Below are 25,289 nucleotides of genomic sequence, written 5' to 3' on the forward strand. Positions count from 1 at the left end.
TGCCCCCTTAAAAGTAGTCCACAGCTTCAACTTCTCTGATATAACCTCTATTGAAGTCCACCTGTAGCTCCAGCTCATTTCCCACACCATCTGTTCTTGATTTTGCCAGCTTCATTTTTCCGCAACCGTCGTACTGGTCGAATGTTAAAACTGTGCAAGCGTCTTGTACTACAGCTATGGTTTCTGAATACTGGTGTATTTCTGGTGGCTTAACAATTCTTGCTCCGCTTTCATCCTTACCTTGATTTTCCTTTTCTGCGGAAGTTGGAGTTTGATGTACTACAATTCCCACTACTTTGTACTTACCAAATAACTGTCTTAAAGCTCTGGAAGTGTTACTCATGTTGTCCCTGTTAGAACTGCCTTTATTTCCTTTGTGTGTCATTAGATTAAAGCCGTCAATAATTACCATTTTTATATTAGGATTCGCTTGCAAGTCTGCTTCAATAACCTCTAGCGACAATCCCTTTGGCATATCTCCCATAGTTTTGATAATGTAAGGAGTTTCATTTTCTTCGTTGAATTGCTCTAAGTAACTTTCAAACTTGTCCTCGTCATACAAATTACCCATTTTAAGAGCCATGTTACTAAAGTGTCCGTTCAAAGTATCAAGCCTGTCCTCCTGTTGCTCTCTGCTTAACTCTGGAGAATAGTGAAGAACTCCGAAACTAGCTTTCCATGCACATAGTCCGAACTGTGAAGCTATCCAAGACTTACCTCTGTTTGTATAAGCATTTAACAGCACATAGTCGCTTAATTCTGTACCGCCACCCAGCCATTTATTTAAAGTTGGATATGGTGTTGGGATAAACATTCCAGTCCTATTTTCCTTACGGTTTTTATAATTCTCTAATCTCTCTTGACCATTAGTAGCATAGTTTGTACCTAGTCCACTTTCGGCACAAGCTGTATTGTAAAGAGCTGTTGATTCTTCTGCCATCCATTTAATAAAAGTCATTCCTTGTAGCTCACTGAATTTATCTTCTAACTCATTTTTAAGGAATAACATAGCTCTTTGTTTTGCTGAATTATTCTTTACCGCTTTTACTAGGTAGTTGATATTCTCTTGTACATCTGCGTCATAATCAAAATTTTCACATTCTGCTACTACTGCTTCCGCTGGCGGTACTTCTCCGTATTGCTTTGTATAGTCTTTGATAAACAGATAGGCTTTCTTGTCGATAAAGAAGTCGTCTGCTGTAATATTTCCTCTTGTTAGAGCTGACATATCACCATCATTTATAACCTTGCTTAATAATCTATTTTCCACAATTTAAACCTCCCTTCTAAAACAAATCATCTTGTCTGTGGTCATTGCCTTTGAATACTGCTGGTTTTCTACACATACCCTGTATTCTTGAAATAATTCTGTCGTCTAAGTATTCAAATAAGTTCTCATAAGGTACATTAGATGTGATAAGTGTTGCCAGCTCTTCGATAGCTCTGTGGTCTATCAGCTCATACAATTCATTCTGGAATCCCTCTGGACAACTTCTAAGTGCTAAATCATCTACTACCAGCAATTCCACTTTTTTAATCATTTCTTTGAATGTAGAATATTTAAGTGCGTTCTCTGCTTGTAGCTCTGGTGTACCTCTGAATTGACTGTTATAAACATTTTGAAGCTCCGCTAGACGCATAAAGAACACTGGATTATATTCAATAGCTTTCTCACTTGTTAAATGCTGTTTACATCTTGCTCTTAGGTATTCATTCAGTATTGTTACTGCTGTGGTAGTCTTTCCTGTTCCTGTACCCCCCACAAAATATAAGCTCTTACCTTGCTTCTGTACTCTATTTATAATGTCTGCAATGTAAATCTCTACCGCTTTGTAGATTGCTGGATTATCTTCTTTGATAGGTAAGTTTTTCAGAAAGCTATTCTCATATTTCTTTGGCACATTTCTAGTCCGCCAGAATCCCCCAGTACCTTCTATGCCATATAGAAAAACATGAGGATAACATCTGTTATTACAATCCGCTGTACCGTATTTCTTACAGGTATCCCTAAATGCACAATCTTTAGTATCTCTCACTCATAACAACTCCTTTCAGTAATAATGAGCGGGTGTACTAATATTTGTGACATAAAGAAAAGAGCCAGCATTTCTGCCAGCTCCCAGTTATTTGTCTATGCACTATATTTTAATTTCAATTTTTCTCTTTCTACTTCAAATAATTGGATAACTCCATGTATACCTTTATTAGTCCATCTTGTCTGCGTAAAGTTCTTACCTGTTTTACTGTCCTTATTCATTACATATTTATGCCAACCTTTGCTTTCAAACTTCTTATTCAATATATATTTCCCTGTAGATTTATATTTCTGTGTTTTTTCGTCCCAGCGTCTAGCAACTCTCTTATTAAATACACCAAGAGCTAATAATACTTTATTTACTTCTGTAGCTGTTGTGTTCAATCCCATACTTTGATTTACATATTTAGCCAATTCCGTAGTTGAGCAAGTTTCTCCCGCTTTCATAAAATCATCATAAAATTCTACTTTAGGTTTTTGTTTCTCTAGTATCTCTTCTGCTTCTGCCTTTTCATGTTCTGCTATGCGTTTTGCTTCCTCTGCTAACTTCTGCTGTTTTTCTGCTTCGGCTCTCTCTGCTTCGGCTTTTAATCTGGCTTCCTTTTCTTCCTTCAACTTCTGTCCCGCTTTTATTAATAAATCTGGATTATCCAGTAATTCATCTGTAGCGTACATTCCATTTCTACGGATAGTTTTTAAAATATGTTTTACCTGTTTTTTAAACTCTTTTGCTATCGGTTTTCTACTCTGCATTAACACTTCATATAATCCATCTTCTGTTAAAAACCAAGCTTCTATTCTTCTACCGTCAGCAATAAAGGCGGTAAAAACTTTTTCATCATTATCTACACAATTTATCATTGTTCCTGTTCTATAACTTCCATCTGCCCTTGTACTATACTCTATACACTCTGCTACATCTTTTGCCAGAAACAAAGGTTCTTCCACAGTACCGTAAACTTTAAAATCCTTACCCAAAACTACTCTTTCATCAATTACAGATAAATTATTTGACATTTTTCTTCCCCCTAAATTTGTATTATTTTGTGTTACACTAATAATGAGCGGTCTATTTATACTTTGTGACTTCGTTGCTAAACATTTTGGTTTTAATCCAATGTGAACCCTTCATCTACCTTATAGTCATATTTACTGCTTGTACCCTGTTTTCTCTCATGTCTGCCCTGTATTATCTCTATTACATTATTACCAATCCAGCCACATACAGCCCCCACAGTAGGAGTAGGATATGAAGGTGAAGCCCACCTGTTTCTATATTCTGTTATTGCTACATGGAAAATCTCTTTTATATCTTCATCATCTTCAATTTTTTCCATTATGCTCTTTATATTCTTTATATCTCTTCCCCAGTTTGGTCTATATTGTGACCTGAACTCTTTCTCAAACTCTTCACAGAAAAATAGCAATAATGCTTTAGGTGATACCCTTACTACTCCAGCGACCTCAACTTCCTCAACATCCCAGTCATTATCCACAATGAAACTATATCTGCTTTTCTTCCTAGCTCCAGTTCCCTCAATCTTTCTTTTAACAATAGGTAAGCCATCCACTCTAACATCTAGTAGTCCTATTATTGCTGTATTGACAGTATTCGTAGATATTCCTGTAATCTCTGACAAATACCTCATAGAAGGAAAAGCTTCCCCATTTTCATCCATATGTGAAGCAATAGCCAGCAATACTTTTAGCTGTGAAGGTGTCAATACCCTTAATGCTCCCTTTCTGATAAGCTCTGTATCAAGCTGTAATAATATCTTTACATTTCCTTCGTTATCTGTTTCACTACCTAATTTAAAAAAACTCTTATTAACATTTGACATTTTTATTTCCCCCTTCTACAATCTGAATATCATCTATATTTGTTAGTACACTTCCACCATATTTAAAAGTTATCTTGTATAAATGCTCGAATCCTTCCCAGTCACTTTTACTAATTACACCAATTAATCCAGCATAAAAACCTGTTTTCTTGAATCCCTTTTTCCCTATGATGTTTTCCATCTTCAACAACTCCTTTCAGTAATAATGAGCTGTTGTATTAATATTTGTGACATAACAGTATTTATATAAAAGATAATAAGAGATATATAATATATACTTAGGTAGTAACAATTTGTACAAAGAAAGTAATAATGGCTTAAAAACAGATATTAAGTTTGTACAGAATAATAAGACAAAAAGAAAAAAAGACACTGGATTTCTCCAATGCCTTAATAATCTATGCTTTTTTTGCAAATGCTATTAACCCATAATTAATTACCTGTTAATGTTTGGGAATGTTAAGCAACCTTGAAATGGACGCAGTTTGCCCTGTGATTTTGGGCAGAATCTGCATATTAGTGTTTGGTTTATGTTGAAGTTTCCCTCTCATTATGCACTGTCATTGTATCAATACTTTCACCCTATTATTCGCCCATAGAGTGCCATATGGCTGTATTAATGCCGAATTTAATCCGAATGTACCTCCCCAGATAATTTAGCATAGACGGTCATCTGTACCCGACTAAGGGGCAGGCATTTAATAACAGTAAAATAGCTTGTCCCCATTGATTTTATAGCGTCGGCTCAATGTCACCTACTGGATAGCCTTTATAGTTATTCCAGTGCATAGATAACTAACCTATTACCAAAAAAGACAATAGGAAACTAAGCCTTTACAAATCCTATTTTTTAAATTATAATGAAAATATCGTTAAGTTTGAATTTGTTAGGCTTACAGTTTAACAGTATTCAATTGTGGAATAAGTCGGTACTGCGAATACTGGCTTATTTTCTTTTATTTCTCTTCATAGTAATACTTTGTTTTGATTCTGGCTTCATCTGCTCCAACGGATTATACTGGTCAAAGTCCTTCTGTAAGTCACTGGTAAACATTTCTACATAATTTCTAACTATATCCATTGAAGAATGTCCTAATATCTTCTGTAATCTAAATATATCTCCACCAGCTAATATCCATTTCTTAGCGAAACTATGTCTGAACCTATGAACTCCCCTTTTCATTACACCTCTTCTTGCGTTGTAGTCTATTATATTGTGTGAAAGTAAATCTACCTGTAGGAAATTACCATAAGCATTAACAAATAAAAAGTCCTCTGGTTCTCCTTGTCTATACTGCAAATACTCAATCAATATTTTCTTTATCGTACTGGACATTGGAACTAACTGTTCTTTACGGTTTTTAGTCCAAGTATATTTAACTAAGTCATTCTGGAAGTCCAGGTCATTCAACCGTATATTTACTAATGTCCTAGCTCTGCAACCTGTGGCAAGTAGAAAGTTCACTATACACCATGTTCTATACTCTAGGAAATTACAACTCTTTAAGTCTGGCTTCTGCAACAATAACTCCAGCTCTGCGTCTGTGTATACTTCAATAACTTTTTTATCATACTTTAACTTGGGTATCTTAAATCTCTCTACATATTCCAACTTCATAAAGTAATACAAAACTGCTCTTATTGTTATTAGTGTTGAGTTTACAGTTACCTCATTAGACTTTGTATTGTTTCTTAGATGTCTGATAAATTCTTCAACTGTTTTACTGGTGATACTGCTTAGCTGTGTATCTGGAGGTATAAACAAATACCAAATATGTTCTATATCTCTGTAGTGCTTAATTGTAGTTTCCCTTAGATTTCTGGCTTTACAATAGAGAATGAACTCTTCAAAACCTTTCTGAAATGTCTTACCTTCTTTAACTCTGTTCAGCTCTAATTTCTTTCTTTTCACGACAAAAAACCCCCACTAACCCTCTGTTTAATTTACACAAAGAATTAGTGCGGATTATATTATAGATTTCGGCAAGGTTATCACTGTTAACCCACCGCAACCTATTGATATTACTGACTTTATATTGGTGCGGATAACAGGACTCGAACCTGCATGGTTTCCCACTAATACCTGAAACTAGCGCGTCTGCCAATTCCGCCATACCCGCATAACTAAGCCATTCACACTATATATTTTCTTACTACTTCACACTAGAATTAGCATAATTGATATATCCTATTATACACCACTCTTATAAATAATCAACCATTAATAATCCATTTAAATACTCTAAAAAAAAATATTACATCGCCAGTTTTGGTGACTCCCTAAAAATTTTCTACTTATATATACCTTATCATGCTATTTATATCTATAGTAATTATTTTACTAAATTCAATAATTATTCCCAAAACATTAAAATAAATCCTAGAGCACTTTATCAGCTCTAGGATTTTTCACTCAACTCTCTACTCAAAAATCACCTTTATTTACATCTTATAAAAATCAAAAAATCTACTTCTTTGTTCCTCTTCTTATCACCTGATCAACAGCATTATATGTGTCATTAGCTATTACATCTTGTGAAATCATCTGTCCATTCTGATATGTCTGCAAAAATACTTTTACTCTATGTCCTACTGAAGGATTTTGATCAATTCTTGTAGTTCCCGCTGGCATAGTAGGATCATCAATATAAGATACCTTTGGCTGAATAGTTTCATAAACATTATTTGCTACCTTATAAGTTTTACCAGTCAAGCTATTGTCAGAATATATACTGAAGGTTTCTATTCCATTATCTGAATTTCCCTCAATGTATATTGGAAAATCCAAAGTATTTTTAAATTGATAATCTAAATTACCATAATCTACAGTAGCATCAAAACCTAAGGGTACATAGGCAGAAGGTATAGTATGATGCAATCTTTCAGTTGCCTTTATACCAGCTTGTAATACCGCATTATAAAGTGTAGTGGAAACCTGACATATTCCTCCACCAAGTCCCATTCCAGTAGAGTACCCAATATCTACAGGTGCAGATTGATAACCCTTTGCTGCCGTTCTCTCACCTACCACTCCATTAAAGCTAAAGCTTTCTCCTGGCATGAGAACAAGACCATTTATGGCTTTTGTCGCAAGCTGAATATTAATTGCTCTTCCCGGACTTGATATAGGTCCATAGCTTGTATTAAATGTAGATATTAATGTGTTAATCTTTTGAAGCTTTTCCTTAGTCCTAGTTGCTTTTACAGTTTCTACATTAGCTTGTACATTTGTATCTGAAGTAATAGTTCCACCTATGGCATCTATGGCTGCTGTTATTTTATTTTTCAGTTCAACATCATTTAATTTATATCCATCTGTATCTGGTGTAATTTGAAATCCTGAACCAGACTTTGTAATGGTAGCATTTATAGCATCCTTATTGACATCTTTCTTTATATTGTTTACAAATTCATCTAGGGGTTTTTTATCATAAGTAAAGGAAAGTTTAATATCCTTTTGCTGAGGCTTTTTTATAAGCTTATACTTATCATAAGTACTAAGATTTTTCCCATAGTTGAAAGCTTCTGCTGTAACCTTATCTATATTATATTGGGCGTTTAATTTAGAATAAGAAATGCTATAATTCTTTCCCTGTGCTTGTACATTTACTTTCTTATCTCCAACTACAGCTTGATATTTATCAGAAACCATTTTTTTGGCTTCATCTATACTTTTACCAGAAACATCTATATCCTGAATTTTTACTCCTGGATAAATAATATTGTCGAAACTTTTAACCTTTGAATAAATATTATATGCTGGTATCGAAATACCCATAATTACTATAACAGCACAGGCAATGCCTATAATAATTATATTTTTTTTCTTCATAAACAATCTCCTCGTCTTTCACACTATATGATATTTATTATACTATAAAATAACAGTTATTTATACATTGTACCTTATTTATAAAATATTAAATTTTTCTTACATGTAGAATAGGATCATTAACTTTTATTAAAACTAAGTTAGACATATTTAAGTTCAAAAAAATTATATATTATGATAAAATTATGAGAAAGGAAGTGATATGATGTATAATGTTGACAAAATCAAATATTATCTTAATAATATTCTTGCTATTCCTAGTCCAAGTGGCTTTACTTGCAATATAATGGATTATATAAAGGAAGAATTACATTTATTGAATGTGTTTTATTATACGAAAAATAAGGGCTCAGTTGTGGCAAAAATAGATGGTAAAAATAAAGATTATATAAAAACTTTCTCCTGTCATGTAGACACTTTGGGTGCCATGGTTAAGGAAATTAAATCTAAAGGAACTCTCGCACTATCTCCTATAGGTGGATTTATGATGAATTCAATCGAAGGTGAAAATTGTATAGTTGAAACTTTGGAAGGTAAAAGCTTTAGTGGTACTATACAAACTATAAAACCCTCAGTTCATATCCATAGTGATGCAAAAGATTTAAAAAGAGAATCCTCAAATATGGAAGTAGTGCTGGATGAAAAGGTTACTACAAAAGAAGATGTAGAAAATTTGGGTATAGACGTAGGTGATTTCATTACCTTTGATCCTAGAATAAAATTTACTGACAGCGGATTTATAAAAAGCAGACATTTAGATGATAAAGCAAGTACTGCTATATTGCTTTATGCTATAAAATATATTACGGAAAACAATATAGAACTTCCTTATACCGTTAATTTTTTATTTACCAATTATGAGGAGGTGGGCCATGGTGGCTCCTGCATACCTGAAGATACAAAAGAGTTTATTGCAGTAGACATGGGCGCACCTGGTACCGGTCAGAATTCTTCCGAATACAGTGTCTGTATTTGCGCAAAAGATTCCTCTGGTCCCTATGATTTAGAACTTAGAAAAAAGCTCACCAATATATGCAAAGACAAAAATATATTTTACAAAACAGATATTTATCCTCACTATGGTTCTGATGCTTCTGCAGCTTTAAGAGCTGGCTGGGACATAAAAACTGCTCTTATAGGCACTGGCGTTTATGCATCTCACGGCTATGAGAGAACTCATATTGATGGAATATTATCTACATTGGATTTAATAATTAATTACTGCATGAAAAGCTAATTTAACTATTGGCAAATCTCAATTTTTCTTACAAAAATTTTGTAAATAATAAGTATCTGAGATACTTATTTAGATGAATATACTTTTCCAACCTTAAATAAAAGACTACTATAATACACTCTTTAAACTAAATGCTATAGTAGTCTTTATACTTATTTTATTCTGCACAATATCTATTAATTATTCAAAATAAATTGAGAATATTTATATAAAAAATTTATTGACGCTGTCTATTAAATCTTCTATATCTAGCCCTAAATCTATCAATATTTTTAAAGAATACTTCTGCAATATATGGATCAAAATGCTTACCTGTATCCTGAGCTATAATTTCTATGGAATCCTCAAAAGAAAATGCCTTTTTATATGGTCTTTTACTTGTTAATGCATCAAATACATCAGCTATAGAAACTATTCTTGCGCTAAGTGGAATTTCTTCACCGCTCCTCCCGTAAGGATAGCCTGTACCATTCCACCATTCATGATGCCCTTCTGCTATTTCAATGGCCATTTTAAATACACTTCTACCTTTTTTCATCAGATTTTCATCTGCCAATCTTAATACTTTTCCACCATAAGTAGTATGTGTTTTCATTATTTCAAATTCCTCTTCCGTTAATTTATCAGGCTTTAGCAATATATCATCCCTTATAGCTACCTTTCCTATATCATGAAGAGGACTAAATCTTTCTATGGAATTTATATAAGTCATATCAATTATGTCCTTATATTTGTCCTCCTTTGATAAATATTCAGCTAACATTCTTGAATAAATTTTCATTCTATCCAAATGTTCCCCTGTTTCTGGATCTCTTTCTTCTGTTAGAACTGCTAGAGCTAAAGTTGAGCTTACAATCATATCTTCAATTAAAATATCTTCTTCAAGACTTAGCATAATGCTATTGGCAACTATTTCAAGAAATTCTATATGTTCTTTTTTGTAAATGTTTTTTTGATTGCTGGAAAAAAATATTATTCCTATAGGACTGTCATTATTTATTAACGGAAAAGTTATTGATGACTTTATACCTTCTTCTAGTAATATTTTATTGTATTCACGTACATTTTTTCCATTCACATATTCCTCTAAATCATTTATAAGCCTTGCTTTTTTATCTTTTAATATTTTGTAAAGGCTTGTACTAACAATTTCTGCCTTTATACCCAACATCCTTTTAGCTAGATTTTCATGTTCTTTTCCCGCTGAGGCGTAAGAAGCTTTTATAAACTTACCATCATCTTCAATAAGTGCTACTCCTATATATGTATAAGGAACATATTCTTGAAAAGAATTGAAGATTTTATCCAATATATCTTTAAAAGGTAAATTTTTACTCAAATCTTCAATTATGTTAATCAAACTCTTCAACTTATCGAATACAGTTTGTACCTCGTAAAATACAGGTTTTAATTCCTCTCTCCTAAATTTAGGTATGGCTACGTTGAGGTCATTAATTCCTATATTAGTCATTCCCCTATAAAATTGATTCATAGGCAGAAATAAATTTATATAAGTGTTTGTCATAAATACAGCTAATATTATTAATATTAATATTCCGACAGCAGTTAGAATATTAATATAAACCTGCATTCTATTATTATCATATTCTTTAATTAAATTTGCCATTTTTTCATTATAGTCTAGAAGTATCTGATTATTCTCGTTTATGTATCTTGTAGCTTTTAATAATTCCGTAAGATTACTTTTGTTATTAAAAACTACATTTATACTTTCATAATATTGCGGCCAAATTTTATCATGCTTAATAAAGATATTATTTAAATTATCATTACGCATTCCCTTAAAGCTCACTATAGCATTATCTTGAACTATGTATCCCTGTTTTATAAAGTTATACTGTTTAATATAGCTATTCTCTGCCTGTTTTAAGTCTTTTAAAGTTTCATTTACTTTATTTTGTAGGGATTCCTTTGATTCACCATTGCCATCGTATACTTGCAGCAAAGATTCTATTTCAAAAACTCTATTAGAATCTTTTGCCATAATCTGCGTCAATGTTATTTGTTCTGAAAGTGAATTAGAAAGATTAATACCTTGATGATTTCTATATACATTCACCATTAGTAATGAGAAAAAAACGATTATTGCTGAAGTAAGTAGTATAACAATTATTGCAAGCTGCTCTCTGTAAAGCCTTAGAATAGATTTATTTTTCTGTGTGTACATATTCTTTACCCTCTCTATGAAATAATACTGGGCTCAAGGTCAAATTACTAAGGCTATCACTTATTTTGCTACCAACCTCCCGAAGACCCGCCGCCGCCGGAATCTCCACCACCAAAACCACCGAAGTCACTTCCACCAGAAGATCCTCCACTTGAACCACCGAATCCGCCTCCACCAAATCCGCCAAAACCCCCGCCACCAAATCCGCTTCCACCTCTTGGTCCATTTCTAAAAGACCTTAAGATTAGAATTATAACAATCAAAATTATAGCAGCAGTTGGTATTAAACTCACTATTCCTCTGGTATTTTTATCGCTATTTTCATTTATTTTTATGTGTGAATTCTTTTCTAGTTTTACATTATAAGATTTTGCTATGTCATCCGCAAATACAGAATAAGCATCTTTTATGCCCTGATTAAAATTTCCAGTTGAAAATTTAGGTGCAGCCACAGAATCCATAATTCTTGCAGAATAAATATCAGTTATAGTACCCTCCAGGCCTTTTCCTACTTCTACCCTCCATTTCTTGTCTTTCATAGAAATGAGTATAAGTAAACCATTGTTTTTATCCTTCTGACCTATACCCCATTCTCTGAAAAGTCCATTAGCATAACTTTCTATATCCCTGCCATCTAATGAATTAATTATAACCACCACTGACTGGGCACCGGTTTTATTTTCAAGTTCATTTCCAACAGATACAATATACTGTTTTGTACTATCGTCCATTATACCTGCATAGTCATTTACATATTTAAGACTTGTAGGTGAAAGAGGTTGAGGTTGTGCTTTTATATGCAACACCGATACTATAATTACTAATATTAATATCATCAATATTAATATTAGCTTACCTTTAATTTTATTCATAATAATCCCTACTTTGTAAAATCAACTTTAGGTACCTGAGAAGCTCCTGCATCAGCCTTATAATAAGGCTTAGAAGTAAATCCAAAAATTCTAGCTACAATATTGCTAGGAAACTTCACTATAGATGTATTATAATCATTTACAGCATTATTATAATCCTGCCTTGCTACAGAAATTCTATTTTCGCTGCCCTCAAGTGCTACAGATAAATCTCTAAAATTCTGGTTGGACTTTAAATCCGGATAATTTTCCACTACAACTAAAAGTCTTGACAATGATTGAGATAGTTGATTATCTGCATCTGCTTTTTCCTGTATTCCCTGAGCACTACCCAGCTTCGCCCTTGCATTGGCGATATCGGTAAAAATACCTTTTTCCTGAGAAGCATATCCTTTCACTGTAGCCACAAGATTAGGAATTAGATCAGATCTTCTCTGCAGCTGGGTATCTATGTTTGAGGATGAACTATTTACCTTTTGATTTAAAGCCGCCATAGAATTGTAGGTGCCTATAATTGGCACAATAATAACTAATGCAATTACTATGACTATTATTATTGTTTTTAAAGTTTTACTCATATAATTACCGTTGACAGAATATTATATAAAATTCATCTCTTATTTATTAAGATGTCAACCTTTTCCTTTCCTAAATATTTATGAAATTTACTTTTAATTCTATGTGTTTCCATACAAAGAAATACTATAAATTTATATTCTTGAAAAATATATTCTAAAATAGAGTTCCATTATAACCCCAATCATTAATTTCATGAAAAATCACATATATACTTTCTCCATCAATATTAAGTTCTTCCCTTAATAAATTGCAAATGGCACCAGTAAGTTTTTCTTTACTTTCTCTACTTACACTTCCACATATTTGTACTTCTACAACCGCCGCTCTTTCTTTTTTTTCTCCTCTAAAGTATAAAGTCTTATTATCATTAAATCCTACAAATAGCCACTCCTCACTTTTGCCAGGTAAAATGCTTATAAGTTCCCCTAACTTCTCTTTTATTGTATTTTTCTTTTCCTCTGTAAGTTTCATTGTTAAATTTGAGTTAATATAAGGCATTCCAACACTCTCCTACTAAGTTTATATTAAAGTTTCTTTTTTACCATTTATTCTAAATTTTCTAATTAAATTATATCATGTTATTAATAAAATTACATTTAATTATTCATTTTAGGCATATGAAAATAAATAGTAAGTCAAAGATGCGACGGATATTTTGAATCATACAAGGAAACAGGTGACCAGGATAGTGAGCTATCTGAGGGTTCTGTTGACGTAGTAGGATTCAAAATAGACCAGCATACTGACTAGTTATTTATTTGAATGTGCCTTATATAGTTCCATATAATAATTAAACTTTTGGCAAAAATTGATTAATTGTTTATTTCCCATAAGATAGCTTCTTATTATACTAAAAATTTATTTTGAAGAATTACAAATTTTATTTAATTTCTGAAGTACAATTTTATAACCATCTTTTATAAAATTATTACTTATTAATTCTTCATAAGTAATTTCATTATCTACGTCCAAATTTAAAATTATATTCATATTTTTCCCATAAAGCTTTTCTAGAAATATTTCAAAATCTATTTTTATAGAATCATAATCTCTATTATTTTTATAATTCAAATTTTTTATATCATAATTTATCTTTTCAATAATTCCATATAATTGATATAAATAACTCATTTCTTTTAAATTAAAATCATCCGTAAGAAATGCAATGGCTTTAGAATATTGAGTATTTACCGGTATATAAATTGGATATTTATTATTTTCATTACTATTAATATTTTTTATTGACCTTATACTTTGAAATATGGCTGTACATATATCTAGCTGTAGTATATTTGCATATTGACAAGTGTTTTTTTTTCTTATATTTTCTTCTAATCTTCTGCTTTCATTAAATATTTCATTTTGAACCTTTGTACTTTTATTAGTAGTACTTTTAGCTATAAGATAACTGCATATGGCACCTATAAGAGTTCCGCTTATGATTGCAGTAGCCGAGATTATTTCACTAAAAAAGGCATTTGTCATATCATTCCACTCCCTTTGCTGCAAGATAAAAATATATTTAATTATCAATTTTTTTATTTTCCTCATTTTTTAAATTATTATGCAAATATAAAATAAAAGCCTTAACGCTGGTATTAACTGCATTGCCAGTATTAAAGCTTTTAATATTAAAAATTTTAAAACAACATAAATTTATTATAATTTTATTTTATATTAATAATTTCCCTCATAAAATTTAAATTATCCTCAATACACTCAACTATGTATGGATCAAACATAATAGCTTTGTTAATTAATATTTCCTTCATACAGATCTGAAAACCCATTGCTTCTCTATAAGGTCTATTAGATGTCATTGCATCAATGGAATCACATATAGCTATTATCCTTGCACCTAATGGAATATCTGTTCGAATAAGTCCATTGGGATATCCTTTTCCGTCCCATCTTTCATGATGATACAATACCATTTTTCCTATATGCTTTAATTTTTTCGACTTACTCAAAATATTATATCCTATTTTAGGATGCATCTTCATATACTCCCATTCATGTGGTAGTAATTTTCCTTGTTTATTCAATACCTTGTCAGGTACACCTATTTTCCCAATGTCATGAAGATGAGCGGCTATATGGATATTTTCAATATCTAATCCTTTTAGACCAATTTTTTTAGATAATTCATAGGATAAAAAAGCAACTCTTTCCGAGTGACCACTTGTATAAATGTCCTTAGCTTCAAGAGCTGTTACCAAGCTTTCAATAATATCATGATATATAGTCTTTTCTTTAGTTCTAAATAGAACTTCGCTTATCATTTCCTATGTCCTCAATATATTTTTGAATAGTCTTCTCCATACACGTCCAAGAACGTTTACTAAAAGCAATTCTTACATCATACTTTCTGGATTGCTCCTTTATAGCTTGTGAAAGCTTGTGTCCTACATAATCTACAAAAACTAAAACTAAATCTGTATTTTCAGGAATTTTTATCTTCTTGTCGCTCTTCTTTCTACCACTAACATGCTCTATATTCTGAAATCCCTTTTCCGTTAACTTTTCCTTTATATTATCCAGTTTGTCTCCCCCAACAAGTAAAATACTCATAAATCTTCCCTCCTATTATTTTAATTAAACAAAATATTCTCTATTAATTTTCATTTATATATTGATATTGATTCTCATTTTCATTTTAATATAAATTTTATTACTTGTAAATATATTATTTCCATTTATACTTTTTTTTATCACTTTGATTGTAATTTTGTAGTAAAAATTTTATATTAATATGATATCTACAATTTATAATTAGGCATCAACATAAAAGTTTCAAACAAAGCAATGGGATTTCAGATTATTTTTAAGCTAATATTTGTTATACAAATTCTGCATTACAAATTGCATAAGCTATAAACTATGAATTGACTTAATATTATATTTATGCTAGTATCAAGTTAAAATTAATATTTGTATTTCGGTTGGACAAATAATTTATTTGTTTTCAAGAGATTATAACTTTTGGGGTGGAAAGTTTCAATACTTGCCGCTTTTTTGTCGTTATTTTAAAATATTTTAATGCCTCTTACATTAAAATAGCATAACATTCTAATATTCATTACAAAACAACTATTGATTTAACTTATATTGCAGTTAGTTATATTATTAAAATGTATAATTTAAATTGCAATTTGCATATTAAAAATAATTTAAATTATTGAACAAGGAGGTCTTTATGGAAATAACTTTATTAAATATAGCTTTAATACTAATATTCACAAAAATAGGAGGACTAATAAGCAAAAAATTTAAAATGCCTGAAGTTCTTGGAGCTTTAATAGCTGGTGTAATTCTTGGACCCGTAGTATTAAATATTGTGCATTATGATGATAATATAAAGCTGCTTTCAGAGCTAGGAGTTATCATGTTAATGTTTCTTGCAGGGGTAGAAACAAATGTACAGGAATTTAAAAAATCAGGCTTATCTGCACTTATAATTGCAATAATGGGGATTACGGTTCCTTTAATTCTGGGTACATTATCTGCCTATATGTTTTTCAATAATTTATGGGAAAATATTACCATTGGAGTAATTTTAACAGCTACCAGCGTCAGTATAACAGTTCAAACTTTAACAGAACTAGGTAAATTAAATACCAGATCTGGAATTAATATTTTAGGGGCCGCAGTAATAGACGATGTACTTGGTCTTATTCTTATTTCTTTAGTCCTGGCTTTAGCTCAGACAAATACTTCAGCAGGTACTGCCTCTTCCACTGCTGTAATACTCTTATTAACCTTTACAAAGATAATCCTATTCTGCATCGGCTCAATATTTGCGGTGGCATATTTACCAAAATATATGATTAAATTCTCTAAAAATATAAAGCCAAGGCGATCTGTACTTACATTTTCCATAGCCTTTGCCCTATTAATGGCCTTTATAGCTGAATCTTTGGGAATAGCTACAATTACAGGAGCTTATATATGTGGTCTTATTCTTTCATCGCTGCATTACAAGGAATATATAGGACGAAACATAAAAGCCATTTCTTCTGGATTTTTATCTCTCATATTCTTTGCCAGCGTTGGCCTTGAAGCAAATTTAAATGCATTGAATTTAGAAGTAATACTTATAACCGTAGTAATGTTCATAGTGGCGGTAATAGGAAAAATAGCGGGCTGCGGTATTGCTGCCAGAATGCTGAAAATGAGTAAAAGCGAATCCCTTCAAATTGGAGTAGGTATGATTTCAAGAGGTGAAGTAGCTATAATAACTGCAAATATATGCCTCCAAAGAAAGCTTATATCCGAGGAAGTATTTCTTCCCACATTAATTGTAGTAATACTTACCACTATAATTACTCCTATTCTGTTAAAAATAGTATTTTCCCACAAAAATGAGAAGTTAATTGAAAGCAGTAATATATAAAATAGCTATAAAAAACAATGAAGTCTCTAAAACTCATTACTAAATTTTGAGACTGTACTGTTTCGTGAATTCATTCTGATGTTATTTCCACATAATATGTTTTTTTTCTGATATTTTTTGTTCTTTAATATCGCCTATTTCCACATCTGCATCAATTGACACTGAAGGTGTTTTAGAGTATATAACAACTTGAGTTGGGTAAATGCTTTCATGACCAACTATTATATAGCTTATTCCTATTGCTATAGCTGCATATATTCCAGTCTGATTTCCAAAAAGCTCTATGGCAATTATAATGGACGAAATTGGAACATTTGAACAGGCAGCTAAAAAGGATGCCATACCTAATGCAGAATAAAAGGCTACATTTGAACCTGTAATTTGTGCCCAGGCATTTCCAAAGGAAGATCCAATGAAAAGCATAGGTGTTAGAATTCCACCACTTCCACCAGACCCCAATGTGAAAGCAGTTACTAAAGCTTTATTTATAAATAAAGAATTACTGAATTTTTCACCTGAAACAATTCTATTTATAGTTCCCTCTCCTATTCCAAGTGACTGAAAAGAATTAAACATATAAATTATTGCTATTATTAAAATACCACCTATAATTCCTCTTAATGGAGCATATATTTTGATTTTTTTAAAGCCTTTTTCAACATATTTAATTAATTTTATAAAAAGTATGGCTAAAAATCCAATGGCAATACCAAAAACAAATACTTCTAAAAATGCAGTTACCTGATTATTAGGTACATATTTTATAGTAAAAATCAAAGGTTTATTTCCCATATATAGTCCAACATAATAACTTACAAAAGAAGATATAAGAGATGGAAGAAGAGCTATGTAAGAAATTTTCCCTATGTATAAAACTTCACAGGCAAATATTGCAGCACCCACAGGAGCATTAAATACAGACACAAATCCAGCACTTATTCCGCATACCACGATACGACGCTTGTCCATTGCATTCATTTTTGTCATCTGACCTATGAAAGATGAAATTGCACCACCTATTTGAGTTGCCGGACCTTCAAGCCCAACTGAACCACCAAAAATTATGGTTATAAATGTAGTTAAAAGTTTTACAGGAACTACTACTATATTCATATTCCCATTATTTTTATTTACACTTTCAATAGCCTTTTCTGTACCATGGCCTTTCGCATCAGGGGCAAGTTTAAGTATTATAAAGCTGCTTAAGAAAAATGCCGCCGGAAGAAATAAATAATAAAATTTAAATTTTGATGTAAAATTAACACCAATGACTATAATTTTTATAAATAATGTTGTGAAAGATCCTACTAATAAACCTATTAGTATAGATAAGAAGGTCCATTTTAGTGCACTTGCAATAAAAATGGATTCCTCTGTAGAAATTTTTTTTAAAGATCTCATGAAAGTCACCTCTTGATTTATTTTATCCGATGACTACCATCCGTAATACTCCCATCTTCTATCAAAGTGGGAGATAACGGATGCTACGTCCCTGGATAACGATTTCTAAGTTTCAGCTGGAGAAAAAAATTCCACCTGAAACAAAGAACTCTGTTTATCAATCTTGAGTATAGATTCCAATACTTCAATCTCAATGATTAATTATAAGTGACTAAAATTTTCTTTATAATAATTACAATACTCACTTATGGGGCAAATTTCGCACTGTGGTTTTCTGGCTTTACATATTTTTCTGCCGTGCCATATGAGATAATGGTGGGCATTACTCCATAATTTTTTTGGAATAACTGCTCTAAGTTCTTCTTCTACCTTAAGAGGATTGTCTCCTGAGGCAAGGCCTATCCTCTTAGATACCCTAAATACGTGGGTATCCACTGCTATAGCAGGTATATTGAAAGCATTAGACATAACCACATTAGCAGTTTTTCTTCCAACTCCAGGTAATTCAGTAAGTTCCTCCATAGTATTTGGAACCTTGCCATTATAATTTAAAAGCAAAGCTCTGGAAGTTGCTAAAATATTTTTACTCTTATTTCTATAGAAACCGCAAGGTTTAATCTTTTCCTGAAGCTCCTCATCTGTGAGCTCCGCCATTTTTTCTGGAGTATTATATTCACTAAATAATTTTTCAGTTACCATATTCACTCTTACATCTGTACATTGAGCAGATAAAATAGTTGAAATTAAAAGCTCGTAGGGGCTATTAAAATTCAGTGCACATTTTGCTTCATTATAAACTTCACTTAAAACTTTTAAAGTACTATCAATATCTTTCTTTTTCAATTTGTCACCAACTTTTATTTAGATATATTAAAATAAACAATAATTGAAAACTTCCATCAATACATTTAGTTTCTTAAATTTGAACATTATTTATATACTCTCTAATACGTGAATAGAATTACTTTGTACAGCAATTGCCTGCATTTAACTTGAACATTACTTATATACTCCTCTGTATTCCTCTGGTAAAAGCTCTGCAATTCTCTTCATTGCTTCATCTGCAGCTCTTTCCTCATATTCTTTTCTACCTTCATCTTTGTTTCTCTTCGCCATTTCAAAAGGTTTTCCGATTTTTATATACACATCTGACTTGTGAAAGGTTTCATTATTCATGTCAGAATCTTTGCCTATAGGGAGAAGTTTTTCGGAACCATACATTCCTATGGGTACAACCGTAGCCTTACTTAACTTTACAATTAAATTAAGTCCTCTTTTAGCTTTTATCATAGAACCTACTCTACTTCTAGTTCCCTCAGGAAACATCACTATATTTTCCCCACTTTTAAGTAATTTTATTATGTTTGATATTCCCTCTTTATCTGCAGTATTTGGTATTATAGTTGTATTTTTAACAGCTATTGTACCTAGATAAGTTAAGGCATCGCCCTTTAATTTTACACCTGCCACAAAGGTTGGATCCCATTCTTTCATAACTTTCCATAAAATAATTCCATCAGAATTACTCAAATGGTTACCTATAAAAAGAAATGGTCCCTTTGCTCCTTTTAAATTCTCTGTTCCCGATAAATGAATTTTTGCATGTTTATCTATAAGCCTCGACAAAAATTTAATAGCAAAAACTCTAACCACTCCAGTAGGAAGAAGCTCTATAAGTCCTAATAGTTTTGGAGAAATAATCACTTAAATCCCGCCTTTCAATTAATAAATTATATACAATTTCATAGATACGCAAGCTATATGTAAATTACAAAATTAACTTTCAATTGTCTATTATATTATAATTTATTAAAATTTAAAAGTCTATTAAGGTACTCATTTATGTAAGGTGATATTATTTTCTGATTCTCTACCATTCTATTATTCTCATATAGCATAAAATTTATAAGAGCATTTCTTTGAATTATATTCTTGCCTCTCCATCCACATGAAGACAATTTATATTTATCCTTGAAGGTTTTATTATCCATGTGAATAAGTTCATATAGATCAACCTTGCTCATAAACTCCAATGGCTGAAAATCCTCTATGGTTGAATAATCCACCTCACAATTAAAAGGACACACTATCTGGCAAGTATCACAACCAAACAACCTGCCATTAAATCTACTAAACCATTCATCATCTATGTGTTTTTTCTGTGTAATATAAGATAAACATATATTAGGATTATTAAAATCTCTATTTATGGATTTGGTAGGACATGCATTTATGCATCTTTCACATTCCCCACATTTACTTTTAATTGACTTATCCGGCTCCATAGATAAATCGGTTATAATCTCTCCGAGAAAAACATAGGAACCATACTTCTCATTAATAAGCATATTGTTTTTACCTATAAAACCCACTCCACTTTTGTAGGCAATATATCTTTCCGGAAGAACATTACTGTCTACAAAATATTCTGATCTCCCCCCTAGAGTTTCTATAAAATTACATACTTTTTCAAGATAGCTGGAGACTACTTTATGATAATCTTTTCCCCTTGTATATAAAGAAAAATATACATCTTCTTTTTTATATTCATTAAACCTATATGGAAATGCTATAGATATGATGGTCTTACCTTTCTCCATGTAAAAATTAGGATTTATCCTCTTATTTATATCTTCTTCTTCAAACTCATTTTGTAATTTTGAAGTTTTTCTTTTATTTAGATATGATTCTAATTCATAAAAGGTTTCGCATTTACAAAAACCTATTTCTGAAATACCTAATTTTCTGCAAAAATCTATAATACGCCTTTTATTACTCATATATTTTTCTCCATTTATATTTTTAAATCTTATTTATCAAGAGTTTATACGAACAAATAAGATTCATTGATACTTATGCTAATAAAAAAACTGCTCCCTTAGCAGCAGTTTTATACTTAATACATATAATCCTTCATATCTATTATATTTTTTTCTTCTACTATACTTTTTTCTCCTCCTCTGGGAGGAATTATTCTTGCCGGTACTCCAACAGCCGTACAGTTATCAGGTATATCCTTTAATACCACCGCATTGGCTCCTATTTTAACATTATTCCCAATATTCACAGGTCCTAATACCTTCGCCCCACTACCTATAAGAACATTATTTCCAACAGTAGGGTGTCTTTTTCCCTTGTGTTTACCTGTTCCCCCTAAAGTAACCCCGTGATATAATACCACATTATCTCCTACTTCAGCAGTTTCCCCAATTACAACTCCCATTCCATGATCTATAAATAGACCCCTTCCTATTTTTGCGCCTGGATGAATTTCTATTCCAGTAAAAAATCTTGCTAACTGTGAAATTAATCTTGCTAAAAAGAACATTTTTGATTTATAGAAAAAATGAGATAACCTACTCCATAATATTGCATGTACACATGGATAAAGCAAAAATACTTCAATTCTATTTCTAGCAGCAGGATCATTTTCCATTATTTTGTCTAAATCGTATTTCAGATTATTAAACATTAACCTCTCACCTCAAATAAATATATAATTCTTTTATATAAAAGAAAAAAACTCCACCCCATTATAGAGACGAAGTTCATAGCTCGTTATCCACTCTAAAAGCTACATATTCAAGCACATATATGCCCTAAAGCTATAACGGGCTTCACCGTTGCCTTTTACTAAAATTCAAAGACACTATTCCAAAGGGCACTTCTCTTAAACTTCCTTTAAGAACTTTTTCAGCTTCCAGTTCTCTCTCTTAAAATTCCATTTAAAATACTTTCCTTTTTCAACATATTTCCAAGTGTTTGAGTATGTTTTTATATATTTATTATATTCTATAATTATTTTTTGTCAACTATATTTTGCAAATAAACGCATTTTTGTGTACATATTAATGAACTTCTATGGATATATTTTGTTTTTTTAATTAATTAGAAAATAATAAATCTAAGTTCAGTGAAGATATAAATTCACTGAACTTAGACTATTAAATATATTAACTACAAAATCTATGTTCTCCAATAATTTTAATTAAAGGCCTAGACCATATCCATTTACTTGTAGCTTTAGCTGGATTAAAATAATAGATTGCTCCACCTGATGGATCCCAGCCGTTTAGAGCATCCCTTGCTGCATTAATAGAACTCTGTTCTATATTAGCATTTATCTGCCCATCTACCGTTGCTGTAAAAGCCCCTGGTTGATATATAACTCCCGCAACAGTTGAAGGAAATCTTGAATCTCTTGTTCTATTCATAACTACCGCTCCTACAGCAACCTGACCTTCATAGGGCTCTCCTCTTGCCTCACCATTAATTAATCTTGCAAGAAGCATTAAATCCTGACTATTGCTGGAATATTGTGCATTATCAGATTGTGATGGATTATTTATCCCTAAAGCCGCCAAAGTACTATCTCCTACAATACCATCTGCCGTCAATCCATTTTTACTTTGAAAACTTTTTACAGCTAAATAGGTATTATATCCAAATTTACCATCTACACTATCTTTATAGTAACCCCAATTTTTTAGTTTGGTTTGTATTTGGGTTACAGCAGTTCCACTTGATCCATATTTATAGGAAATAACATTGACAGCATTGTTGTAGGGAGAAAAAATAATAGAAGTACCAAAATATGTAACTAGCAATACTGCTATTAAAGAAAATGTTATTTTTTTATTTTTTATAGTCTCCATATACTAATAGCTCTTAAGCAAAACTTATATATTTACATTATTTTATTTTAAATAAAACTTTAAATAAGTTTTACTAAGAGTACACCGTTACCAAAAATCTATAAAACTTTATAAAAAGATTATAAAAGATTATTATTTTGTTTCTTTCCTACTTCATAGTGTTCCATTTTGCCGAAGCTACTTTGGTTTGTGTAACACTCCATAAGCTTTGCTACTTTTCAGTAGTGGGTTATAACGAATACCCAATTTAGAATATCTTTAAAGTGATATTTCTAAACCATATTTTGCAAGGTTATATGAAGCATTTTTATCCCTATCAGCTACAAATCCACATTCACATTTATAAGTTCTATCTGATAGCTTTAAGTCTTTTTTTATCCTGCCACATAAACTGCAAGTTTTACTTGAAGGATAAAAAATTGGTACTTGGATAAACTCTATTCCATATTTAGCACATTTATTTTTCATTTGAGTAATAAACATACTAAATCCTTGCTCCGCTATTGCCTTTGATAAGTGCTTATTTTTCATCATATTAGATACTTTTAAGTCCTCCATAACTACTCTAAAAGGTTTGGCTTTCACGATTTTAGAAGTAGCTTGATGTATATGATTTTCTCTAATATGTGTTAACTTACTATGAAGTCTTTTTATCTTCTTTTCAAGTTTTGCAATGTTCTCAGTCTTTTGGTAACATACTCCTTTCTTATTTTTTTCATATTTTCGTGAACATTGTCTTTGCAATCTTTTTAATTTCTTTGTTAGTCTTTTAACTTTTTGAGTTTTATTAATATTCTTTGTATCTAAACTATCAATATTAGTTATTGCAAGCATCTTTATACCTAAATCCACACCTATGCTATAATCATTTAATTGTTCTTTTTTATCTTCTACTTTAATTTCAATAGCAACTGAAAGTACCCAAACTCTACCATTAAAACTCACTCTTGGATTACTGAATTTATTTACTTTTGATAAATCAACGTCGTAGTTATGCCTACTTTGTACTTTACCTATCTTTTCAAGATTAACTATGTTTTCTTTAAAGTAGATTTTATCGTATCTTGAATAAAACTTATCTTTAGACTTTTTCTTACTTTTAAATTTAGGAAATCCACTCCCATTAAAGAAATTCTTATATGCCTTATCTAAATCTCTTAATGCTTCTTTTAAGGTAGCATGACTAACATCATAAAGCCATTGAAAACCTTCTTGATTTTTAAGTTTAGTAAGTTCTATACCTAATTCAGCTGCTGATAATTTCTTTTTAGTGGTTTCATAGTGTTTAATTTGTTTATCTAATCCCCAATTAAACACATATCGCATTAAACCTATATGCTTCCACATAAGAATTTCTTGTTCTTTAGATGGAAAAAGCCTAATGTTAATCGCCCTTTTCATCTTTTAGCAACTCCTTAATCATTTTCTTTGCCTTATTGGCTCTTTTACCTTAAAAAATTTCAATATTTTTATAAACTTTGTCTAACTGCTCTCAGCCCCTTTTCACAAATTATTTATATTTAACTTACCTTTACTGTTATAAAAGATAATTCTATTTTTTACTTAATCACTGAAAAAAATACTTTTCTTTTAAAGGAAATTTTTTCTTTATTGCTTATTTATAAAAATCTAAAATTCGTAATATAAGAAAAGTGCCAATTAACTTGAAAGTTTCTGTTCATTAACCAGTGAAAGCTTTTGTGGTGTAAAATCCCGAAAAGCATTGAATTTAACAGCCACAAAAAACGAAAGATTTCACTTCGTGAAAGGTGAAAGCTTCAACAGCACTTTGCTTGTTGAAAGTGAAAGATTTGGCTAAAGCCAAAGGTAAAGGATATTTTTCTCCGCTATGCTACGAAAAAATTTAAAAATAATCTACTTAATATAGAAATTTAATTCTTAAAAAGTTTTTTGGGTGGAAGCCCGTTTGTTATCAGTATTCTTACATTGTAAAGCAATGTTTTTCATTTATTAAAAACAGAAGAATTGAAATAGTTGTTTTATTATAGTCCGTAGGACCGATGGCATTAACCCAATAAATAACATTGACGATTTATAAGTTTTAAATTCATAACATAGCCCTGCGGGCGCTGAATCACTATTAATGACCACTGACAATTACTTTTACCCTATTAATCCATGAATCTTATTACTAATCACTCTATATTACTATAAAATCCAAAGTCTACATGATAATCAAGTTATTATAACGACCTACCGGTCTAAAAGAATAATTGGAATTCCATAATCATTAAG

Annotated in this window: 23 protein-coding genes, 1 tRNA gene and 1 other annotated feature; of the genes, 2 read left to right on the forward strand and 22 right to left on the reverse strand. The window is 31.2% G+C overall.

Going from position 1 to position 25,289, the window contains the following annotated elements:
* Positions 1-7 precede the first annotated feature (7 nt).
* The 8 genes from ABF633_RS03540 to ABF633_RS03575 all read right to left on the reverse strand — a co-directional run bounded on the left by ABF633_RS03540 (position 8) and on the right by ABF633_RS03575 (position 7,708).
* Positions 8-1,270, reverse strand: a complete 1,263-nt coding sequence (locus ABF633_RS03540) for a DnaB-like helicase C-terminal domain-containing protein (RefSeq protein WP_415522084.1) — start codon at positions 1,268-1,270, stop codon at positions 8-10.
* Positions 1,271-1,286: 16 nt separating this feature from the next.
* Positions 1,287-2,036 carry an ATP-binding protein gene (locus ABF633_RS03545; RefSeq protein ID WP_415522086.1) on the reverse strand — a complete coding sequence of 250 codons (750 nt, stop codon included), beginning with the start codon at positions 2,034-2,036 and terminating at the stop codon, positions 1,287-1,289.
* A 95-nt stretch (positions 2,037-2,131) separates the two neighbouring features.
* Positions 2,132-3,052 carry a BRO family protein gene (locus ABF633_RS03550; protein WP_415522088.1) on the reverse strand — a complete coding sequence of 307 codons (921 nt, stop codon included), beginning with the start codon at positions 3,050-3,052 and terminating at the stop codon, positions 2,132-2,134.
* A 92-nt stretch (positions 3,053-3,144) separates the two neighbouring features.
* Positions 3,145-3,876, reverse strand: a complete 732-nt coding sequence (locus ABF633_RS03555) for a helix-turn-helix domain-containing protein (RefSeq protein WP_415522089.1) — start codon at positions 3,874-3,876, stop codon at positions 3,145-3,147.
* The gene (locus ABF633_RS03560) at positions 3,863-4,057 is read right to left on the reverse strand and encodes a hypothetical protein (RefSeq protein ID WP_415522091.1); all 195 of its coding nucleotides are present in this window, start codon (positions 4,055-4,057) and stop codon (positions 3,863-3,865) included. Before ABF633_RS03560 ends, ABF633_RS03555 begins: the two co-directional genes overlap by 14 nt.
* A 765-nt stretch (positions 4,058-4,822) precedes the next feature.
* On the reverse strand, positions 4,823-5,788 hold the full coding sequence (locus ABF633_RS03565) for a tyrosine-type recombinase/integrase (protein WP_415522093.1): 966 nt from the start codon (positions 5,786-5,788) through the stop codon (positions 4,823-4,825).
* Positions 5,789-5,913: 125 nt separating this feature from the next.
* Positions 5,914-5,996: transfer RNA gene (locus tag ABF633_RS03570), tRNA-Leu, on the reverse strand.
* A 347-nt stretch (positions 5,997-6,343) separates the two neighbouring features.
* Positions 6,344-7,708, reverse strand: a complete 1,365-nt coding sequence (locus ABF633_RS03575) for a VanW family protein (protein ID WP_415522095.1) — start codon at positions 7,706-7,708, stop codon at positions 6,344-6,346.
* A 202-nt stretch (positions 7,709-7,910) separates the two neighbouring features.
* Between ABF633_RS03575 and ABF633_RS03580 the strand changes: the two genes are divergently transcribed.
* Positions 7,911-8,945: a M42 family metallopeptidase gene (locus tag ABF633_RS03580; protein WP_415522097.1), complete on the forward strand. Its 1,035-nt coding sequence runs from the start codon at positions 7,911-7,913 to the stop codon at positions 8,943-8,945.
* 217 nt (positions 8,946-9,162) lie between these two features.
* Here ABF633_RS03580 and ABF633_RS03585 read toward each other — a convergent pair whose 3' ends face one another.
* From ABF633_RS03585 to ABF633_RS03615, 7 genes are all read right to left on the reverse strand, one after another.
* Positions 9,163-11,133, reverse strand: coding sequence for an HD domain-containing phosphohydrolase (locus ABF633_RS03585; RefSeq protein WP_415522098.1), 1,971 nt, complete (start codon positions 11,131-11,133; stop codon positions 9,163-9,165).
* Positions 11,134-11,201: 68 nt separating this feature from the next.
* Positions 11,202-12,005 carry a TPM domain-containing protein gene (locus ABF633_RS03590; RefSeq protein WP_415522100.1) on the reverse strand — a complete coding sequence of 268 codons (804 nt, stop codon included), beginning with the start codon at positions 12,003-12,005 and terminating at the stop codon, positions 11,202-11,204.
* Between the two features lie 8 nt (positions 12,006-12,013).
* Entirely contained in the window at positions 12,014-12,583 is a 570-nt protein-coding gene (locus ABF633_RS03595) for a LemA family protein (RefSeq protein ID WP_415522102.1), read from the reverse strand.
* Between the two features lie 154 nt (positions 12,584-12,737).
* Positions 12,738-13,082: a phenylpyruvate tautomerase MIF-related protein gene (locus ABF633_RS03600; RefSeq protein WP_415522104.1), complete on the reverse strand. Its 345-nt coding sequence runs from the start codon at positions 13,080-13,082 to the stop codon at positions 12,738-12,740.
* 360 nt (positions 13,083-13,442) lie between these two features.
* A complete protein-coding gene (locus tag ABF633_RS03605) occupies positions 13,443-14,069 on the reverse strand; it encodes a hypothetical protein (protein WP_415522106.1) in 627 nt (208 codons plus the stop codon).
* Between the two features lie 182 nt (positions 14,070-14,251).
* On the reverse strand, positions 14,252-14,866 hold the full coding sequence (locus tag ABF633_RS03610) for an HD-GYP domain-containing protein (RefSeq protein WP_415522108.1): 615 nt from the start codon (positions 14,864-14,866) through the stop codon (positions 14,252-14,254).
* Positions 14,844-15,155: a DUF2325 domain-containing protein gene (locus ABF633_RS03615; protein ID WP_415522110.1), complete on the reverse strand. Its 312-nt coding sequence runs from the start codon at positions 15,153-15,155 to the stop codon at positions 14,844-14,846. The genes ABF633_RS03610 and ABF633_RS03615 overlap by 23 nt, the downstream gene beginning before the upstream one ends.
* A gap of 369 nt (positions 15,156-15,524) precedes the next feature.
* Positions 15,525-15,581, forward strand: a sequence feature (sodium ion sensor (DUF1646 type); this cis-regulatory element may regulate processes involved in with the transportation of sodium ions).
* 199 nt (positions 15,582-15,780) lie between these two features.
* Here ABF633_RS03615 and ABF633_RS03620 point away from each other — a divergent pair.
* The gene (locus ABF633_RS03620; protein WP_415522112.1) at positions 15,781-16,977 is read left to right on the forward strand and encodes a cation:proton antiporter; all 1,197 of its coding nucleotides are present in this window, start codon (positions 15,781-15,783) and stop codon (positions 16,975-16,977) included.
* Between the two features lie 81 nt (positions 16,978-17,058).
* Here the strand turns inward: ABF633_RS03620 and ABF633_RS03625 are convergent, their stop codons facing one another.
* From ABF633_RS03625 to ABF633_RS03655, 7 genes are all read right to left on the reverse strand, one after another.
* Positions 17,059-18,378 (reverse strand): chloride channel protein, encoded by a 1,320-nt coding sequence (locus ABF633_RS03625; RefSeq protein ID WP_415522114.1) that lies wholly within the window; start codon positions 18,376-18,378, stop codon positions 17,059-17,061.
* A 201-nt stretch (positions 18,379-18,579) separates the two neighbouring features.
* Positions 18,580-19,221 carry an endonuclease III gene (gene nth / locus ABF633_RS03630; protein ID WP_415522116.1) on the reverse strand — a complete coding sequence of 214 codons (642 nt, stop codon included), beginning with the start codon at positions 19,219-19,221 and terminating at the stop codon, positions 18,580-18,582.
* 156 nt (positions 19,222-19,377) lie between these two features.
* Positions 19,378-20,079: a lysophospholipid acyltransferase family protein gene (locus tag ABF633_RS03635; protein ID WP_415522188.1), complete on the reverse strand. Its 702-nt coding sequence runs from the start codon at positions 20,077-20,079 to the stop codon at positions 19,378-19,380.
* A 98-nt stretch (positions 20,080-20,177) separates the two neighbouring features.
* Positions 20,178-21,158, reverse strand: coding sequence for a tRNA epoxyqueuosine(34) reductase QueG (gene queG / locus ABF633_RS03640; RefSeq protein ID WP_415522118.1), 981 nt, complete (start codon positions 21,156-21,158; stop codon positions 20,178-20,180).
* Between the two features lie 116 nt (positions 21,159-21,274).
* Complete coding sequence (gene epsC / locus ABF633_RS03645; protein WP_415522120.1) at positions 21,275-21,850, reverse strand: serine O-acetyltransferase EpsC; 576 nt, start codon at positions 21,848-21,850, stop codon at positions 21,275-21,277.
* Positions 21,851-22,331: 481 nt separating this feature from the next.
* Positions 22,332-23,033 carry a spore cortex-lytic enzyme gene (gene sleB, locus ABF633_RS03650; RefSeq protein ID WP_415522122.1) on the reverse strand — a complete coding sequence of 234 codons (702 nt, stop codon included), beginning with the start codon at positions 23,031-23,033 and terminating at the stop codon, positions 22,332-22,334.
* Positions 23,034-23,291: 258 nt separating this feature from the next.
* Entirely contained in the window at positions 23,292-24,434 is a 1,143-nt protein-coding gene (locus ABF633_RS03655; protein WP_415522124.1) for an RNA-guided endonuclease InsQ/TnpB family protein, read from the reverse strand.
* Between the last annotated feature and the right edge of the window lie 855 nt (positions 24,435-25,289).

This window comes from Clostridium sp. (assembly GCF_047718555.1).
Classification (GTDB): Bacteria; Bacillota; Clostridia; order Clostridiales; family Clostridiaceae; genus Clostridium_I.

Excerpts from the sequence above, each read along its gene's own strand:
- ABF633_RS03560 (WP_415522091.1), bottom strand. The coding sequence starts at position 4,057 with ATGGAAAACATCATAGGGAAAAAGGGATTCAAGAAAACAGGTTTTTAT.
- ABF633_RS03605 (WP_415522106.1), bottom strand. The coding sequence starts at position 14,069 with ATGACAAATGCCTTTTTTAGTGAAATAATCTCGGCTACTGCAATCATA.
- ABF633_RS03595 (WP_415522102.1), bottom strand. The coding sequence starts at position 12,583 with ATGAGTAAAACTTTAAAAACAATAATAATAGTCATAGTAATTGCATTA.
- epsC (WP_415522120.1), bottom strand. The coding sequence starts at position 21,850 with ATGTTTAATAATCTGAAATACGATTTAGACAAAATAATGGAAAATGAT.
- sleB (WP_415522122.1), bottom strand. The coding sequence starts at position 23,033 with ATGGAGACTATAAAAAATAAAAAAATAACATTTTCTTTAATAGCAGTA.
- ABF633_RS03550 (WP_415522088.1), bottom strand. The coding sequence starts at position 3,052 with ATGTCAAATAATTTATCTGTAATTGATGAAAGAGTAGTTTTGGGTAAG.
- ABF633_RS03555 (WP_415522089.1), bottom strand. The coding sequence starts at position 3,876 with ATGTCAAATGTTAATAAGAGTTTTTTTAAATTAGGTAGTGAAACAGAT.
- ABF633_RS03620 (WP_415522112.1), top strand. The coding sequence starts at position 15,781 with ATGGAAATAACTTTATTAAATATAGCTTTAATACTAATATTCACAAAA.
- ABF633_RS03585 (WP_415522098.1), bottom strand. The coding sequence starts at position 11,133 with ATGTACACACAGAAAAATAAATCTATTCTAAGGCTTTACAGAGAGCAG.
- ABF633_RS03580 (WP_415522097.1), top strand. The coding sequence starts at position 7,911 with ATGATGTATAATGTTGACAAAATCAAATATTATCTTAATAATATTCTT.
- ABF633_RS03615 (WP_415522110.1), bottom strand. The coding sequence starts at position 15,155 with ATGAGTATTTTACTTGTTGGGGGAGACAAACTGGATAATATAAAGGAA.
- ABF633_RS03625 (WP_415522114.1), bottom strand. The coding sequence starts at position 18,378 with ATGAGATCTTTAAAAAAAATTTCTACAGAGGAATCCATTTTTATTGCA.
- ABF633_RS03575 (WP_415522095.1), bottom strand. The coding sequence starts at position 7,708 with ATGAAGAAAAAAAATATAATTATTATAGGCATTGCCTGTGCTGTTATA.
- queG (WP_415522118.1), bottom strand. The coding sequence starts at position 21,158 with ATGAGTAATAAAAGGCGTATTATAGATTTTTGCAGAAAATTAGGTATT.
- ABF633_RS03590 (WP_415522100.1), bottom strand. The coding sequence starts at position 12,005 with ATGAATAAAATTAAAGGTAAGCTAATATTAATATTGATGATATTAATA.
- ABF633_RS03600 (WP_415522104.1), bottom strand. The coding sequence starts at position 13,082 with ATGCCTTATATTAACTCAAATTTAACAATGAAACTTACAGAGGAAAAG.
- ABF633_RS03655 (WP_415522124.1), bottom strand. The coding sequence starts at position 24,434 with ATGAAAAGGGCGATTAACATTAGGCTTTTTCCATCTAAAGAACAAGAA.
- ABF633_RS03610 (WP_415522108.1), bottom strand. The coding sequence starts at position 14,866 with ATGATAAGCGAAGTTCTATTTAGAACTAAAGAAAAGACTATATATCAT.